This is a genomic window from Pseudomonas sp. HMWF006 (assembly GCF_003061205.1).
Lineage (GTDB): Bacteria > Pseudomonadota > Gammaproteobacteria > Pseudomonadales > Pseudomonadaceae > Aquipseudomonas > Aquipseudomonas monsensis.
Window position 1 is genome coordinate 1 of the sequence record NZ_QAIU01000609.1, and the last position, 13,145, is coordinate 13,145.

The following is a 13,145-nucleotide window of genomic DNA, read 5'->3' on the forward strand; positions in this document are numbered from 1 at the left end:
GGGTGGCCATGGTGATGACCTGGCCGTCGGCGCCGGTTTTCTGCACCGCGACCTGCCCGGTGTGAATGATGCACATGAAGCTGCCGGCATCGCCTTCGTGGAAAATCGCCTCGCCTTGCGCCACGGTGCTGATGCTGAAGTAGCCGGAGGCCGCGGCAAAGTCCGCCAGCTGCAATTGATCGAACAGGCCGCAGTCCATCAGCCAGTCACGGATTTCGTTGTTCAGTAGAGTGGGTTCTGACATGTCATTGCGGTCTTTTTGTTTTCACATTTCAAGGCCTCACACGGATCCCGTGTGAACACGCTTTTGTGGCGAGGGGATTAAGACCCGCTCGGCTGCGCAGCAGTCGCAAATCCTGCCAATACGGTACTTCAGGGATACCGAATTTGCAGTTCTTGGGGCTGCTTCGCAGACCAACGGGGATAAATCCCCTCGCCACAAGGGTCTGGAATTAAGACCCAAGTGACCGACGGAGTTCCTCAGGCCAACCCCAGAACCTTGAAAACAAATGCGTATTCGAGCGCTACGTCACGTAATCCCTGATAACGCCCGCTCATCCCGCCGTGCCCGGCGCCGAGTTCGGTCTTGAGCAGCAGCACGTTATCGTCGGTCTTGGTCGCCCGCAGTTTCGCCACCCATTTGGCCGCTTCCCAGTACTGCACGCGGCTGTCGTTGTAGCCGGCGATCACCAGTGTTGCCGGATAGGCCTGCGCGGTGACGTTTTCGTAAGGAGCGTAGGCCTTGATCCGCTCATAGACGTCCGGCTCTTCGGGGTTACCCCATTCGTCGTATTCGGTGACGGTCAGCGGCAGCTCCGGGTCGAGCATGGTGTTGAGCACGTCGACGAACGGCACTTCGGCAATCGCCACGCCGAACAGGTCCGGGCGCTGATTGAGCACCGCGCCGATCAGCAGACCCCCGGCACTGCCGCCGCTGATCGCCAGTTTCTCGGCGGTGGTGATGCCGTTGAGGATCAGGAATTCGGCGCAGGCAATGAAATCGCTGAAGGTGTTGTGCTTGTGTTCCTGTTTGCCGGCGCGGTACCAGGCTTCGCCCAGCTCGCCGCCGCCACGCACGTGGGCGATGGCAAACGCCATGCCGCGATCAAGCAGACTCAGGCGCGCGTGGGAGAACCACGGGTCGAGGCTGGAGCCGTAGGCGCCATAACCGTAAAGGTACAGCGGCACCGCTTTGCCGACCATTTCGCGCTTCATCACCAGGCTGATCGGCACCTGCGTGCCGTCCGGCGCGGTGGCCCACAGGCGTTGGCTGACGTAGGCGTCGGCGTCGAACGGGCCGAGCACCGGGGTTTCCTTGAGGACGGTTTGCTCGCCGGTGGCCAGCAGCAACTGTCGCACCTGCGCCGGACGGTTCAACGCCTCGTAGCGCAGACGAATGCGATCGCTGTCGAACTCCAGGCTGTTTTGCACATAGAGGCTGTAGGCCGCATCCGGCAGTTGCACGCGATACGAGGGCAGACCCTGTGAGTGCACCTCGATGATCGGCAGGCCGCCTTCGCGCAGGCTCAGGGTCATGGCCTCGGCGTTGAGGGTGACGCCGTCGAGCATCACCGTGTCGCTGTGCGCGATCAGGTTCTGCCAGTCGGCTTCGCTCGGCGCGACCCCGGTGTCCGGCGCCTGATACAGGGCGAAGTTGATGCCGTCGCGGTTGGTGCGGATGAACCAGGTCCATGCGCCATCGAGCATGCCGTGGTCGACGTCGTATTCGTGATCTTCGACCCGTGGCGCCAGGCAGGTGAAGGGCAGGTGCGGCTGATGCGCGTCCAGTGCCCAGACTTCAGTGGTGGTCTTGCTGCCCAAGGTCAGCAGTAATTGCTGTTCGGAGCTGGAGCGATAGCAATGCAGGAAGAAACGCCCGTCCGGCTCGTGGAACACCTCTTCGGCGGCGGTGCCGTCGAGGCGGTAGCGAAACAGTTTGTGCGGGCGGTGGGTGTCGTCGAGTACCCCGAAAAACAGGGTCAGGCTGTCGTTGGCCCAGGTCATGCTGCCGTCGCAGTCTTCGAATTCCAGTTCGCTGACCTTGTCATTGGCCAGTTCCTTGACGAACAGCGTGTAGATCTCGTCGCCCGACGCGTCGACGCTGTAGGCCAGGCGCTGGTGATCCGGGCTGATGCTGAACGCGCCGAGAGAGAAAAAGCCGCCATTGGCCAGCACGTTCGGGTCGAGCAGCAGTTGCTCGCGGCTTTCGTCGAGGGTCAGGCTGTCGTCCGCCGGACGCGGGCAGCGGTAATGCCGGGCGTATTCGTCGCCAGCGGTGGTGCGCGTGTAATACAGATACGGACCCCACGGCGAGGGCAGGGACAGGTCGGTTTCGAGAATCCGGCCCTTGATCTCTTCGAACAGGCTTTCGCGCAGTTCGGTCTGGTCGGCGGTTTGTGCTTCCTGATAAGCGTTTTCAGCCTTGAGGTAGTCGAGCACCGCGTCGGTGTCGCGCTCCTGCAGCCAGGCATACGGGTCGGCACCGGGTGCCTTGTGGGCAATCGGAGCAGTGATGACGTGGGCGGATTGGGGCATGGAAGGCTCTCGGACAATGTTCGGAAATAGGGGGGCGCCGCTCTTGAGACCGCCACCGACCCCTGTGGGAGCGAGCTTGCTCGCGAAGGCGTCGTGTCAGATGACATTTGTTTCACTGACCCACCGCTTTCGCGAGCAAGCTCGCTCCCACAGGTTGGCTGCTGGCCGTCTGGCATTGGGACAAGCCTGGCGGACGAAAAGTCGTTACTATAAGCGCCTCTTTGCCTGCCTTGCCATGGACACCATGACCGAGAACGACTATCTGATCGCCTGGGGCCTCTACGCCTTTGCCGCTGTAGGCTGCCTGTTGGTATGGATGCGCCTGACCCGCTGGATGTGGCGCTGGCTGCGCGAGCCGCTGCGGGTGCTGATGGCGGTGTTGCTGTTCAGCCCGACCATCATTGACCCGGTGAAAGCCAAGGTTGCACCGTCCATCGCCATCACTGCGCTGGATCTGGCCTTCAAGGTCGGCAACAACGCCTGGCGGGCGATTTCCGACCTGTTCATGTACGGCATGATCGCCTTTGGCATCTACCTGATTTTCGTGTTGATCCGCTTCCCGATCGAACGCGCCTCCCGCGCCCGTCGCGAGCAGGCCGAGGCCGCCAAAGCGGCGGCGCGTGCCGATGACCGTGACGACGATCAACCGTTCGGCGCTGCCGGTGATGACCGCTACGGTCGTCCGCCGGTGCCGAACAATCCGCAGCGCATGCGGGTCGAGCCGCGTCTGTAATCCCGAGAGTCCGCACATGTGTGAATTACTGGGCATGAGTGCCAACGTGCCGACCGATATCGTGTTCAGCTTCACCGGCCTGATGCAGCGCGGCGGGCGTACCGGCCCGCACCGCGACGGCTGGGGCATCGCCTTCTATGAAGGTCGCGGTTTGCGCCTGTTTCAGGACCCGGCCGCCAGCAGTGAGTCGGAAGTCGCCAATCTGGTACAACGTTATCCGATCAAGAGCGAAGTGGTCATCGGCCATATTCGTCAGGCCAACGTGGGCAAGGTCTGCCTGTCCAACACCCACCCGTTCGTGCGTGAACTGTGGGGGCGCAACTGGTGTTTCGCGCACAACGGCCAGCTCGCCGATTTCACCCCGATCAAGAGTTTCTACCGCCCGGTGGGCGACACCGACAGCGAAGCGGCGTTCTGCGATTTGCTCAACCGCGTGCGTGCAGCCTTCCCGGAACCGGTCGATATAGAAGTGCTGTTGCCGGATCTGGTCGCCGCGTGCGCCGAATACCGCAGCAAAGGCGTGTTCAACTGCCTGCTCAGCGACGGCGACTGGCTGTTCTGCTATTGCTCGACCAAACTGGCACAGATCACCCGACGCGCGCCGTTCGGTCCGGCACGGCTCAAGGACGTCGATGTGATCGTCGATTTCCAGGCCGAAACCACGCCCAACGACGTGGTCACGGTGATCGCCACCGAGCCTTTGACCGAAAATGAAACCTGGACCCGCTACGAACCGGGCCAATGGAGCCTGTGGCGACGCGGCGAATGCGTCAGCCAGGGCACGACCGAATAAGGATTGCACCCCATGTTGCTCAGTTATCTACGGCTGGTGTTGTTTGCGGCGGGCCTGTTGATCGGTGTCCAGGTGCCGGGGTTCATCAGCGATTACGCCAAACGCGTCGAGGCGCATCTGATCGAGGCGCAAACCGGTCTGCGTGGTTTCCAGGGTACTGCCGAGCAGTTCTTCAAGGGCGACTTGCAGGCGCTGGTCGCGCATTACCGTGCCAGTGAAGACCCGGTGTTTCGCAGCGATGCCGACAGCCTGAGCACCTTGCTCAACCGGCAGATCGCGCTGGACAAGCAATACCAGGCGATGCAAGGCCCGTGGTACATCCGCTTTCTGCAGGTGGTGCTGGCGGCGGATCCCGACATTCGCAAGGAAACCTGGAACGGTTACAGCTACCAGATCCTGCTGACGCCAGAGGCGATGATCTGGGGCATGAGCGGGGCATTGTTGCTGTCGTTCGGCATCGAGTGCCTGATTCGTCTGATTGACTGGGTGGTGCTGGGCGGCCGGCGTTTGCGCCAGAGCCGGCCGATCGAAGACCGCGACGTGCGTGGCTTGTAAGTTCTGCACAATCCCTTGAAGTGAGGGGATTTTGTGGTGAGGGGATTTATCCCCGATGGGGCGCAAAGCGGCCCCCTTATGGTGTGTCAGATAAACCTGATGCTGCAGGTTTAAGGGCTGCTACGCAGCCCATCGGGGATAAATCCCCTCACCACAGGTGTGATCAGTCAGTGAGGGTGATGTAGTTATCGCCCACCTTGCGCGCATAGTCCCCCAGCACCTGCTGACACAACGTCACGATCTCCTCGACCCACTCAACCCCCACCCGCCAAGACACCACCACCTGCAAATTTGGCGGTCGCTGATCAATGTCCAGCAAGGTCAATTCGCCTCGCGCCAACTCCTCGGCGACCAACACCGGTGGTAGCACGCCGATGCCAAATCCATCACGCAACAACCGCGTGATCGCCGACACCGAATTCACGCAGTTCAAACGTGGCGTCAGCACGCCGTTGGCCTGCATCAGCGCCAGGAGGTCCTGATGCGGCCGGGAGTTTTTCGAGTAGGTGATGATCCGTTCCTGCGCCAGTTCGGCCAGGTCGGCGTAGTCGCGGTTGTAGATTGAGTTACTGGCGACGATCCAGCCCAGCGGATGACTGGCCAGCTCCAGACTGCGCACGCTTTCATGGCGGATCAGGTCAGTTTGCAGGACGATATCGAGAAAGCCTTTTTGCAACTGATCGCAGAGGTTCAACGACGTATCCGCCACCAGCTCGATTTCCACCCGTGGATACAGATCAGTCATCTGCGCCACCAACGGGCTGAGCCAGGTGTGGATCACCGTGTCCATCACCCCGATGCGCACCCGGCCGACCTTGCTCGAACGGGTCTCGATCGAGTGCTTCAGCGCCTGCATGGTGTCGAGCATCTGCTCGGCATAGTCCAGCACCTTCAGGCCTTCGGGCGTCAGGCTGACGCCGCGTGAATCACGCAAAAACAGCTTCACCCCCAGCTCGCCCTCGAGCACCGCGATGCGGCTGGAAATCGACGCCTGGGTGGTGAACAGCTTGTCGGCGGTCAGGCGAAAACTCCGCAGCCGGGCGACCCAGACAAAGGTCTCGAGAAACTTCAGATTCATGGCAACGGCTCGGGTGACAAATTTTTCTTATGCCTAAGGCGGGTTTTTATTCGTTGGACGCAGCCGGGCGACGCGCCCAAAAGTCGGCGTATCCGGCCCCCACGATAGGCGTCGTCGGGGCTACGAACAAGACCAATAAAAAACCTGCGGAGATAAGCCATGAGTGCTCCCGACACCCTAGAAGCATCCACGGCAACGGCGCGTCCGGGGCCGTTCGACTGGTATCGCAACATCAATCAGCAAGAGCGTCGCACGTTCTGGAGCTGCAAGATCGGCTACGGTCTGGACGGCATGGACACGCAGATGCTCAGCTTCGTGGTGCCGACCCTGATCGCCATGTGGGGCATCAGCACCGGGCAGGCCGGGCTGATTCACACCAGCACCCTGATCGCCTCGGCCATCGGCGGCTGGGTGGCGGGGATTCTCTCCGACCGCATCGGCCGCGTGCGCACCCTGCAACTGACGGTGCTGTGGTTCGCCTTCTTCACCTTCCTCTGCGGCTTCGCCCAGAACTATGAGCAACTGCTGATCGCCCGCACCCTGATGGGCTTCGGTTTCGGCGGCGAGTGGACCGCCGGCGCGGTGCTGATCGGTGAAGTGATCCGCGCCAAGGACCGCGGCAAAGCGGTGGGCATGGTGCAATCCGGCTGGGCCCTGGGCTGGGGGCTGACAGCGATTCTGTATGCGCTGCTGTTCTCGGTATTGCCGCCGGAAGACGCCTGGCGCGCGCTGTTCATCCTCGGCATCGTGCCGGCGATTTTTGTGATTTTCGTCCGTCGCCTGGTGAAAGATCCGGAGATCTATCGCGAGGCCAAGGCTGCGCAAACCCCGGAGAATTCGGCAAAGTTCTACGAGATTTTCGCCCCCGGCATGCTGTTCACCACGTTCCGCGCCTCTCTGTTGACCACCGGCGCTTTGGGCGGCTACTACGCGATCACCTCCTGGCTACCGACATTCCTCAAGAATGAACGCGGTTTGAGCGTGCTCGGCACCGGCGGTTATCTGGCAATGGTGATCGTCGGTTCCTACGTCGGTTATGTGATCAGTGCTTATCTCACCGACCTGTTGGGACGTAAAAAGAATTTCATCCTGTTTGCGGTCGGCTCGTTCACCATCGTCTTGCTGTACACGCAGATGCCCGTCAGCAACGGCGTGATGCTGTGGCTGGGTTTTCCGCTGGGCTTTTTTGCTTCGGGAATTTTCAGCGGCATGGGCGCGTTTCTCACCGAGCTGTTTCCTACGCGGATTCGCGGTTCGGGCCAAGGGTTTTGCTACAACATCGGCCGGGCGCTGGCGGCGCTGTTTCCGCTGCTGATCGGCTTGCTCAGTCAGAAAGTCCCGCTGAGCGTGGGTATCGGCGCGTTCGCGGCGGTGTCCTACGGGGTGGTGATCCTGGCGGCGTTGAGCCTGCCGGAAACCCGCGGCAAGCAACTGGATGCGCAGTAACTGATAACCTGCGGGGGCAGTGCCCACCGGGCATTTGTCCTACGGATAGAAAGACAAAAAGCTACAGGAGTGTTGACCGTGAGCCGCCTGTTATTGAATTGCGACATTGGCGAGAGTTTCGGCAGCTGGACCATGGGTCTGGACGCCGAAGTCATGCCTTTCATTGATTGCGCCAATGTGGCCTGCGGGTTCCATGCCGGTGATCCGGGCATCATGCGCAAAACCGTCAGCCTCGCCTTGAGCCACGGCGTACAGATCGGTGCGCATCCGGCCTATCAGGATCTGGTCGGTTTCGGCCGCCGCTCGATGGCGTATTCGGCGCAAGAACTGCAAGACATCCTGCATTATCAGATCGGCGCCCTCGACGGCATTTGTCGGGCACAGGGCGGGCGAGTCAGCTACGTCAAACCCCACGGTGCGATGTACAACGACATGATGGCCAACCCGGCGCAATTGCGTGCAGTGATTCAAGCTGTCGCCGCTTACGATCGCAGCTTGCCGCTGATGCTGATGGCCACCCGCGACAACGCGTTGGCGCAACAGCTCGGTGACGAGTACGGCGTGACCCTGTGGTTCGAAGCCTTCGCCGACCGTGCCTACGACAGTGCCGGCAGACTGGTATCGCGGCAACAGCCGGGCGCAGTGCATCACGATGCGCAAACCATCATCGAACAGGCCCTGACCATCGCCCGTGGCGGCGACCTCGTCGCCAGCGACGGCAGCGCGCTGCATCTGCAGGCCAACACCTTGTGCGTGCATGGCGACAACGCCAGTTCGGTGGCCGCCGTGCAACGCATTCGTGAGGCCCTGAACCAGCAGAGCGCGCCATGAACCCACGGATTGAAGTGGTGGCCCTGGACTGCCTGATGCTGCGCCTGTTCGATGAAATCGCCGAAGCCAACATGCCGTGGATGCTCGCCGCCAGTGAACGCCTGCGGGCCACGTTTGGCGCTCAGTTGATCGACCTGGTGCCGTCCTACACCACGTTGATGGTGCATTACGACCTGACCGCGCTGAGCCCGAATCAGGCCCGTGAATTGATCGCGCAAGCCCTGATCGAGCTGTCGCCGAATGCCCGAACGGCCGGCCAGTGTCATGTGCTGCCGGTCTGGTACGACCTCAGTGTCGGCCCCGAGTTGAGCCTGTTGGCGCAACGCAGCGGCTTGTCGGTGGAGGAGGTGATCCGGCGTCACAGTGGCCGGGAATATCAGGTCTTTGCGCTTGGGTTTGCCCCGGGTTTTGCCTTCATGGGGCTGGTGGAAGAGGTGCTGGCAGCGCCGCGTCTGGACACCCCGCGCAAGAAAGTCGCCGCTGGCAGCGTCGGTATCGCCGAGCGCCAGACCGCCGCGTATCCCGTGGTGTCTCCCGGTGGCTGGAACCTGATCGGGCGCACCCCGGCCAAACTGTTCGACCGCCATCGCGACGGTTACAGCCTGATGCAGCCGGGGGACACGGTGCGATTCGAAGCGGTCAGTCACGCCGAGTTCATTAATCTTGGCGGCGACGACACCCCGCTGGAGGCGCTGACATGAGCCGACTGATGATAGAGGCGAGCACGCCCCTGTGCTTGTTGCAGGATGCCGGGCGTTTTGGCGTTCGCCATTTGGGCGTGACCCAGGGCGGCGCGGCGGACTGGTGTTCGATGAGCTGGGCCAACTGGCTACTGGGTAATCGACTGGACCTGCCGGTGATCGAAATCACCCTCGGCGGGTTTGCCGTGGTAGCGCAGGAGGATTGCTGGCTGGCGTTGGCCGGCGCTGATCTCGATGCACGAATCGACGGTCAGCCATTGGCGCCATGGCGCAGTTTCAAACTGGGCAAAGGTCAGCAACTGCAGTTCACCCAACCGTTGCTCGGGGCCCGGGCTTATCTGGCAGCCCCCGGTGGTTTTGATGCGCCGAAGGTGCTGGGCAGCAGCGCCACCGTGGTGCGCGAAGAGCTCGGTGGTCTCGAGGGGCTGGGATTGCCACTGGCCAAGGGCGCGACGCTGAGTTACCACGCAGACGTGCTGCCGGTGCGTGAAATGTCGCAGGAACATCGACCTGATTTGCGGCTGAATACGCCGCTGGACCTGGTGCTCGGCGCACAGATCGGCCAGTTCAGTGGGCAAAGTCTGTTTGATGTCTTCAACAGTCGGTGGACGCTCGACAGTCGCGCCGACCGCATGGGCATTCGGCTGCTGGGCAAAGCGTTGCAGTATCAGGGCCAGCCGATGATTTCCGAGGGGATTGCGTTGGGTGCGGTGCAGGTGCCGCCGGACGGGCAGCCGATTGTGCTGCTCAATGATCGGCAGACCATTGGCGGCTATCCGCGGTTGGGGGCGTTGACGCCGTTGGCGCTGGCGCGTCTGGCGCAGTGTCTGCCGGGGGCGCAGGTGCGGTTGAGGCCGGTGGTGCAGGAAGTCGCGCACCGGGAGCATGTCGAGTATTTGCAGCGCTTTTTGATTCGCTAAAAGCATCGCGGGCAAGCCCGGCTCCCACAGTGTCCAGTGGTGTTCACAAGATTTGTGTCCAACTCGAGAACTGTGGGAGCGGGCTTGTCCGCGATGGCGTCCGTCCAGACAGCAGCAATTATTTGGACAGAAACCGCATCCCTTCTTCCAACCCGCGCAGGGTCAGCGGATACATCTGATCCTCGATCAAATCACGCACGATATTGGTCGACGAGGTATAGCCCCACGTGTCCTTTGGATACGGATTGATCCAGATGAGCTTCTTGTACTTCTCCATGAAGCGCTGCATCCACACGTAGCCCGGCTCTTCGTTCCAGTGCTCGACGCTGCCGCCGGCCTGGGTGATTTCATACGGCGCCATCGCAGCGTCACCGATGAAGATCACTTTATAGTCGGCACCGTACTTGTGCAGCAGGTCCTGGGTCGAGGTGCGCTCAGAGGTGCGGCGCATGTTGTTCTTCCACACCGATTCATAAATGAAGTTGTGGAAGTAGAAGTACTCCAGATGCTTGAACTCGGTCTTGCAGGCCGAGAACAGTTCCTCGCAGATCTTCACGTGTGCATCCATCGAGCCGCCGATGTCGAACAGCAACAACAGCTTCACCGTGTTGCGCCGTTCCGGACGCATCTGGATATTCAGCAGGCCGGCGTCCTTGGCGGTGTGGTCGATGGTGCCGTCGATGTCCAGCTCTTCCGCCGCGCCCTGGCGGGCGAACTTGCGCAGACGACGCAGGGCGACCTTGATGTTGCGCGTGCCCAGTTCCACCGAGTCGTCGAGGTTCTTGTACTCGCGCTGATCCCAGACTTTGACGGCTTTGCCCTGACGCTTGCCGGCATCGCCGACACGGATGCCTTCCGGGTTGAAACCGCCGGAACCGAACGGACTGGTGCCGCCGGTGCCGATCCATTTGTTGCCGCCGGCGTGGCGTTCCTTCTGTTCTTCCAGGCGCTTCTTGAACTCTTCGATCAGCTTGTCGAGGCCGCCGAGGGACTGAATCTGCGCGCGCTCTTCATCGGTCAGCGAACGCTCGAATTCCTTGCGCAACCAGTCTTCGGGAATCAGCGCCTGCAAGTGATCGTCGAGTTTTTCCAGGCCATTGAAGTAAGCGCCGAACGCGCGGTCGAACTTGTCGAAATGCCGTTCGTCCTTGACCAGGATCGCCCGCGACAAGTAGTAGAACTCGTCCATGTCGGCGAAGGTCACGCGCTGTTTCAGCGCGTTGATCAGGTCGAGCAGCTCGCGCACCGACACCGGCACCTTGGCTGCACGCATTTCATTGAACAGGTTGAGCAGCATGACGATGCCCTTATCGAGAGCCGCGACGGCTCATGAACGCCAGACGCTCAAGCAGTTGCACGTCCTGCTCGTTCTTCACCAGCGCACCGGCCAGCGGCGGAATGGCTTTGGTCGGATCGCGCTCGCGCAGCACCGCTTCGCCGATGTTGTCAGCCATCAGCAGCTTCAGCCAGTCCACCAGTTCCGAGGTCGACGGCTTCTTCTTCAGGCCCGGCACCTTGCGCACGTCGAAGAACACGTCCAGCGCTTCGCTGACCAGATCCTTCTTGATGTCCGGGTAGTGCACGTCGACGATTTTCTGCAGGGTGGTGCGGTCCGGAAAGGCGATGTAGTGGAAGAAGCAGCGGCGCAGGAAAGCGTCCGGCAGCTCTTTCTCGTTGTTGGAGGTAATGATGATGATCGGGCGCTTTTTGGCCTTGATCGTTTCGTCGATCTCGTAAACGTAGAACTCCATCTTGTCGAGTTCTTGCAGCAAGTCGTTAGGGAACTCGATGTCGGCCTTGTCGATTTCGTCGATCAGCAGAATGACCCGCTCTTCGGACTCGAACGCTTCCCACAGCTTGCCCTTCTTCAGGTAGTTGCGCACGTCGTGGACTTTTTCGTTGCCCAGTTGCGAGTCGCGCAGACGACTGACCGCATCGTACTCGTACAGACCCTGGTGGGCCTTGGTGGTGGACTTGATGTGCCAGGTGATCAGCTTGGCGCCGAACGATTCGGCCAGTTGCTCGGCGAGCATGGTCTTGCCGGTGCCCGGTTCGCCCTTGACCAGCAGCGGCCGCTCCAGGGTGATAGCGGCGTTGACCGCCAGCTTCAGGTCATCGGTGGCGACGTAGGCCTGGGTGCCTTCGAACTTCATCTGCTAATCCTCGAACGGTAACGCCGACCTGCACGGGCAGGGCGGGGGCGAATAATCGGATGCCCCGACTATAACGCGCAGCCCGGTCGACTGTGAACGCAGACGGCTTATTCAGTCTCTGAATGGGGCGTCACATGTTGACTCGGTTTCGGCGCGGGGCCAGCATTCGAGTATCGCCGATTTGGCGATAGCCTGTCGGGCATGACGACTCAATACCGATTTCGCGACAAATACCGCATTCAGTTGCGCGAGAAGGATCACCCTCCACCCCATGTCCACTTGATCGGTGGCGGGGTGGAAGTGATGCTGAGCGTTGAAACCGTTGAAGTCACGACGGGCAAGGCACCACCGCTGATTATCGAGGACGCATTGGCTTGGGTGGCGGCTCATCAAGCGCAACTGCGGGAGGACTGGAAACGATGTTACCCATGAAAAGGCCTCGTCTGTCGGCTGTGCAGGCACTGTCGGATTTTCGATTGAAACTGACTTTTATTGATGGTCAGGATCTGACGCTTGATCTGCGCCGAGATATCCACGCTTATCCAGGTCTGCAACCATTGCTGGATCCCGAACTGTTTGCGACTGCGACCCTGGACGACCATGGCTGGACTGTCGAATGGCTCGAGCCCGATATACAGATTGGCGCAGACACGCTTTATATGGATGCACTGGCTCAAAACACTGCCGATGAAAACACCCGTATTTTCATCGGTTGGCGCGCACGTACCGGACTCTCTCTGAATCAGGCAGCCGAGGCGCTGGGTGTCAGTGCCCGCAGCATCAGCCGATACAGTAACGGGCGGGAGACGGTGCCAAGGTCATTAGCCTTGGCTTGTCTCGGTTGGGACTCATTGCAGCAAAAGTCCACGCTGGCAGCTGAAGAGTCTGGTCGATATGTGGTCAATCGTAAGTCTTAGCCCGCATCCGGCTTCGGCCGTTCATACCGCGCATTGAAAGCCTGGATGAAACCATTGCGCAAAATCTGCAAGAACGCTTCGAATCCATTGATGTTTTGCTGATGCACGTTGCCACTGAGTTCGACCTTGGTGGCGAACTGGTTTTTGGCCTGGTTCTTCAACACGGTTTCCGAGCCGCCGACGATGGCCTCCCAGACTGAGCGGAAGATGCTCTTGTCCTTGTTTTCCACGTCCTGTTGCCAATTGAACACTTCGACGTCACGCAGCAGTGGCTTGATGTAGCCACTGACCTGAGCTTTTTTCGCCTGGGCTTCGATGACCACGTCGCCGTGGCCGGCGTTGAAATCGAACTTGCCGTAGGCCGAGGCGAAGTCGTTCATGCGCTTGAGTTCGATGTCACGGGCACGCAGGCGGAACTGGAAGTCTTCGAAATTGCTCAGCGGGTCGAAGGTGGCGGTGGTTTCCAGTGGTGCATGCCCCAGC

Annotated in this window: 14 protein-coding genes and 1 pseudogene; 9 read left to right on the top strand and 6 right to left on the bottom strand. The window is 60.8% G+C overall.

Annotated features, from left to right (window positions below):
- Together DBR24_RS28295 and DBR24_RS28300 are read right to left on the bottom strand one after the other, a co-directional pair.
- A partial coding sequence (locus DBR24_RS28295) for a cyclic nucleotide-binding domain-containing protein (RefSeq protein WP_146189140.1) occupies positions 1-244 on the bottom strand: 244 nt, incomplete at its 3' end.
- A 236-nt stretch (positions 245-480) separates the two neighbouring features.
- On the bottom strand, positions 481-2,535 hold the full coding sequence (locus DBR24_RS28300; protein WP_128616347.1) for a S9 family peptidase: 2,055 nt from the start codon (positions 2,533-2,535) through the stop codon (positions 481-483).
- 235 nt (positions 2,536-2,770) lie between these two features.
- Between DBR24_RS28300 and DBR24_RS28305 the strand changes: the two genes are divergently transcribed.
- The 3 genes from DBR24_RS28305 to DBR24_RS28315 are packed head-to-tail and all read left to right on the top strand — an operon-like array spanning position 2,771 to position 4,616.
- A complete protein-coding gene (locus DBR24_RS28305; protein WP_064586450.1) occupies positions 2,771-3,268 on the top strand; it encodes a hypothetical protein in 498 nt (165 codons plus the stop codon).
- Between the two features lie 16 nt (positions 3,269-3,284).
- The gene (locus DBR24_RS28310) at positions 3,285-4,061 is read left to right on the top strand and encodes a class II glutamine amidotransferase (RefSeq protein WP_025110635.1); all 777 of its coding nucleotides are present in this window, start codon (positions 3,285-3,287) and stop codon (positions 4,059-4,061) included.
- 12 nt (positions 4,062-4,073) lie between these two features.
- Positions 4,074-4,616, top strand: a complete 543-nt coding sequence (locus DBR24_RS28315) for a DUF2937 family protein (RefSeq protein ID WP_128616348.1) — start codon at positions 4,074-4,076, stop codon at positions 4,614-4,616.
- Between the two features lie 163 nt (positions 4,617-4,779).
- Here the strand turns inward: DBR24_RS28315 and DBR24_RS28320 are convergent, their stop codons facing one another.
- Positions 4,780-5,694 (bottom strand): LysR family transcriptional regulator, encoded by a 915-nt coding sequence (locus DBR24_RS28320; RefSeq protein ID WP_128616349.1) that lies wholly within the window; start codon positions 5,692-5,694, stop codon positions 4,780-4,782.
- 159 nt (positions 5,695-5,853) lie between these two features.
- Between DBR24_RS28320 and DBR24_RS28325 the strand changes: the two genes are divergently transcribed.
- The 4 genes from DBR24_RS28325 to DBR24_RS28340 all read left to right on the top strand — a co-directional run bounded on the left by DBR24_RS28325 (position 5,854) and on the right by DBR24_RS28340 (position 9,592).
- Positions 5,854-7,140 carry an MFS transporter gene (locus tag DBR24_RS28325; RefSeq protein WP_123465518.1) on the top strand — a complete coding sequence of 429 codons (1,287 nt, stop codon included), beginning with the start codon at positions 5,854-5,856 and terminating at the stop codon, positions 7,138-7,140.
- Positions 7,141-7,218: 78 nt separating this feature from the next.
- Positions 7,219-7,971, top strand: coding sequence for a 5-oxoprolinase subunit PxpA (locus tag DBR24_RS28330; protein ID WP_123465520.1), 753 nt, complete (start codon positions 7,219-7,221; stop codon positions 7,969-7,971).
- Positions 7,968-8,672: a 5-oxoprolinase subunit PxpB gene (pxpB, locus tag DBR24_RS28335; RefSeq protein WP_123465522.1), complete on the top strand. Its 705-nt coding sequence runs from the start codon at positions 7,968-7,970 to the stop codon at positions 8,670-8,672. The genes DBR24_RS28330 and pxpB overlap by 4 nt, the downstream gene beginning before the upstream one ends.
- On the top strand, positions 8,669-9,592 hold the full coding sequence (locus DBR24_RS28340; protein WP_123465523.1) for a biotin-dependent carboxyltransferase family protein: 924 nt from the start codon (positions 8,669-8,671) through the stop codon (positions 9,590-9,592). The genes pxpB and DBR24_RS28340 overlap by 4 nt, the downstream gene beginning before the upstream one ends.
- Positions 9,593-9,710: 118 nt before the next feature.
- Here DBR24_RS28340 and DBR24_RS28345 read toward each other — a convergent pair whose 3' ends face one another.
- On the bottom strand, positions 9,711-10,889 hold the full coding sequence (locus tag DBR24_RS28345) for a VWA domain-containing protein (protein ID WP_007956512.1): 1,179 nt from the start codon (positions 10,887-10,889) through the stop codon (positions 9,711-9,713).
- A 10-nt stretch (positions 10,890-10,899) separates the two neighbouring features.
- Complete coding sequence (locus DBR24_RS28350) at positions 10,900-11,745, bottom strand: MoxR family ATPase (RefSeq protein WP_025110627.1); 846 nt, start codon at positions 11,743-11,745, stop codon at positions 10,900-10,902.
- Positions 11,746-11,946: 201 nt separating this feature from the next.
- Here DBR24_RS28350 and DBR24_RS28355 point away from each other — a divergent pair, with 201 nt between their 5' ends.
- Positions 11,947-12,177, top strand: a complete 231-nt coding sequence (locus DBR24_RS28355; protein WP_128616350.1) for a DUF4160 domain-containing protein — start codon at positions 11,947-11,949, stop codon at positions 12,175-12,177.
- Positions 12,165-12,662, top strand: coding sequence for a DUF2442 domain-containing protein (locus tag DBR24_RS28360; protein WP_128616351.1), 498 nt, complete (start codon positions 12,165-12,167; stop codon positions 12,660-12,662). The genes DBR24_RS28355 and DBR24_RS28360 overlap by 13 nt, the downstream gene beginning before the upstream one ends.
- Here DBR24_RS28360 and DBR24_RS34200 read toward each other — a convergent pair.
- Positions 12,659-13,145: pseudogene (locus tag DBR24_RS34200) on the bottom strand (hypothetical protein); the annotation flags it as partial. The gene DBR24_RS28360 and the pseudogene DBR24_RS34200 overlap by 4 nt on opposite strands.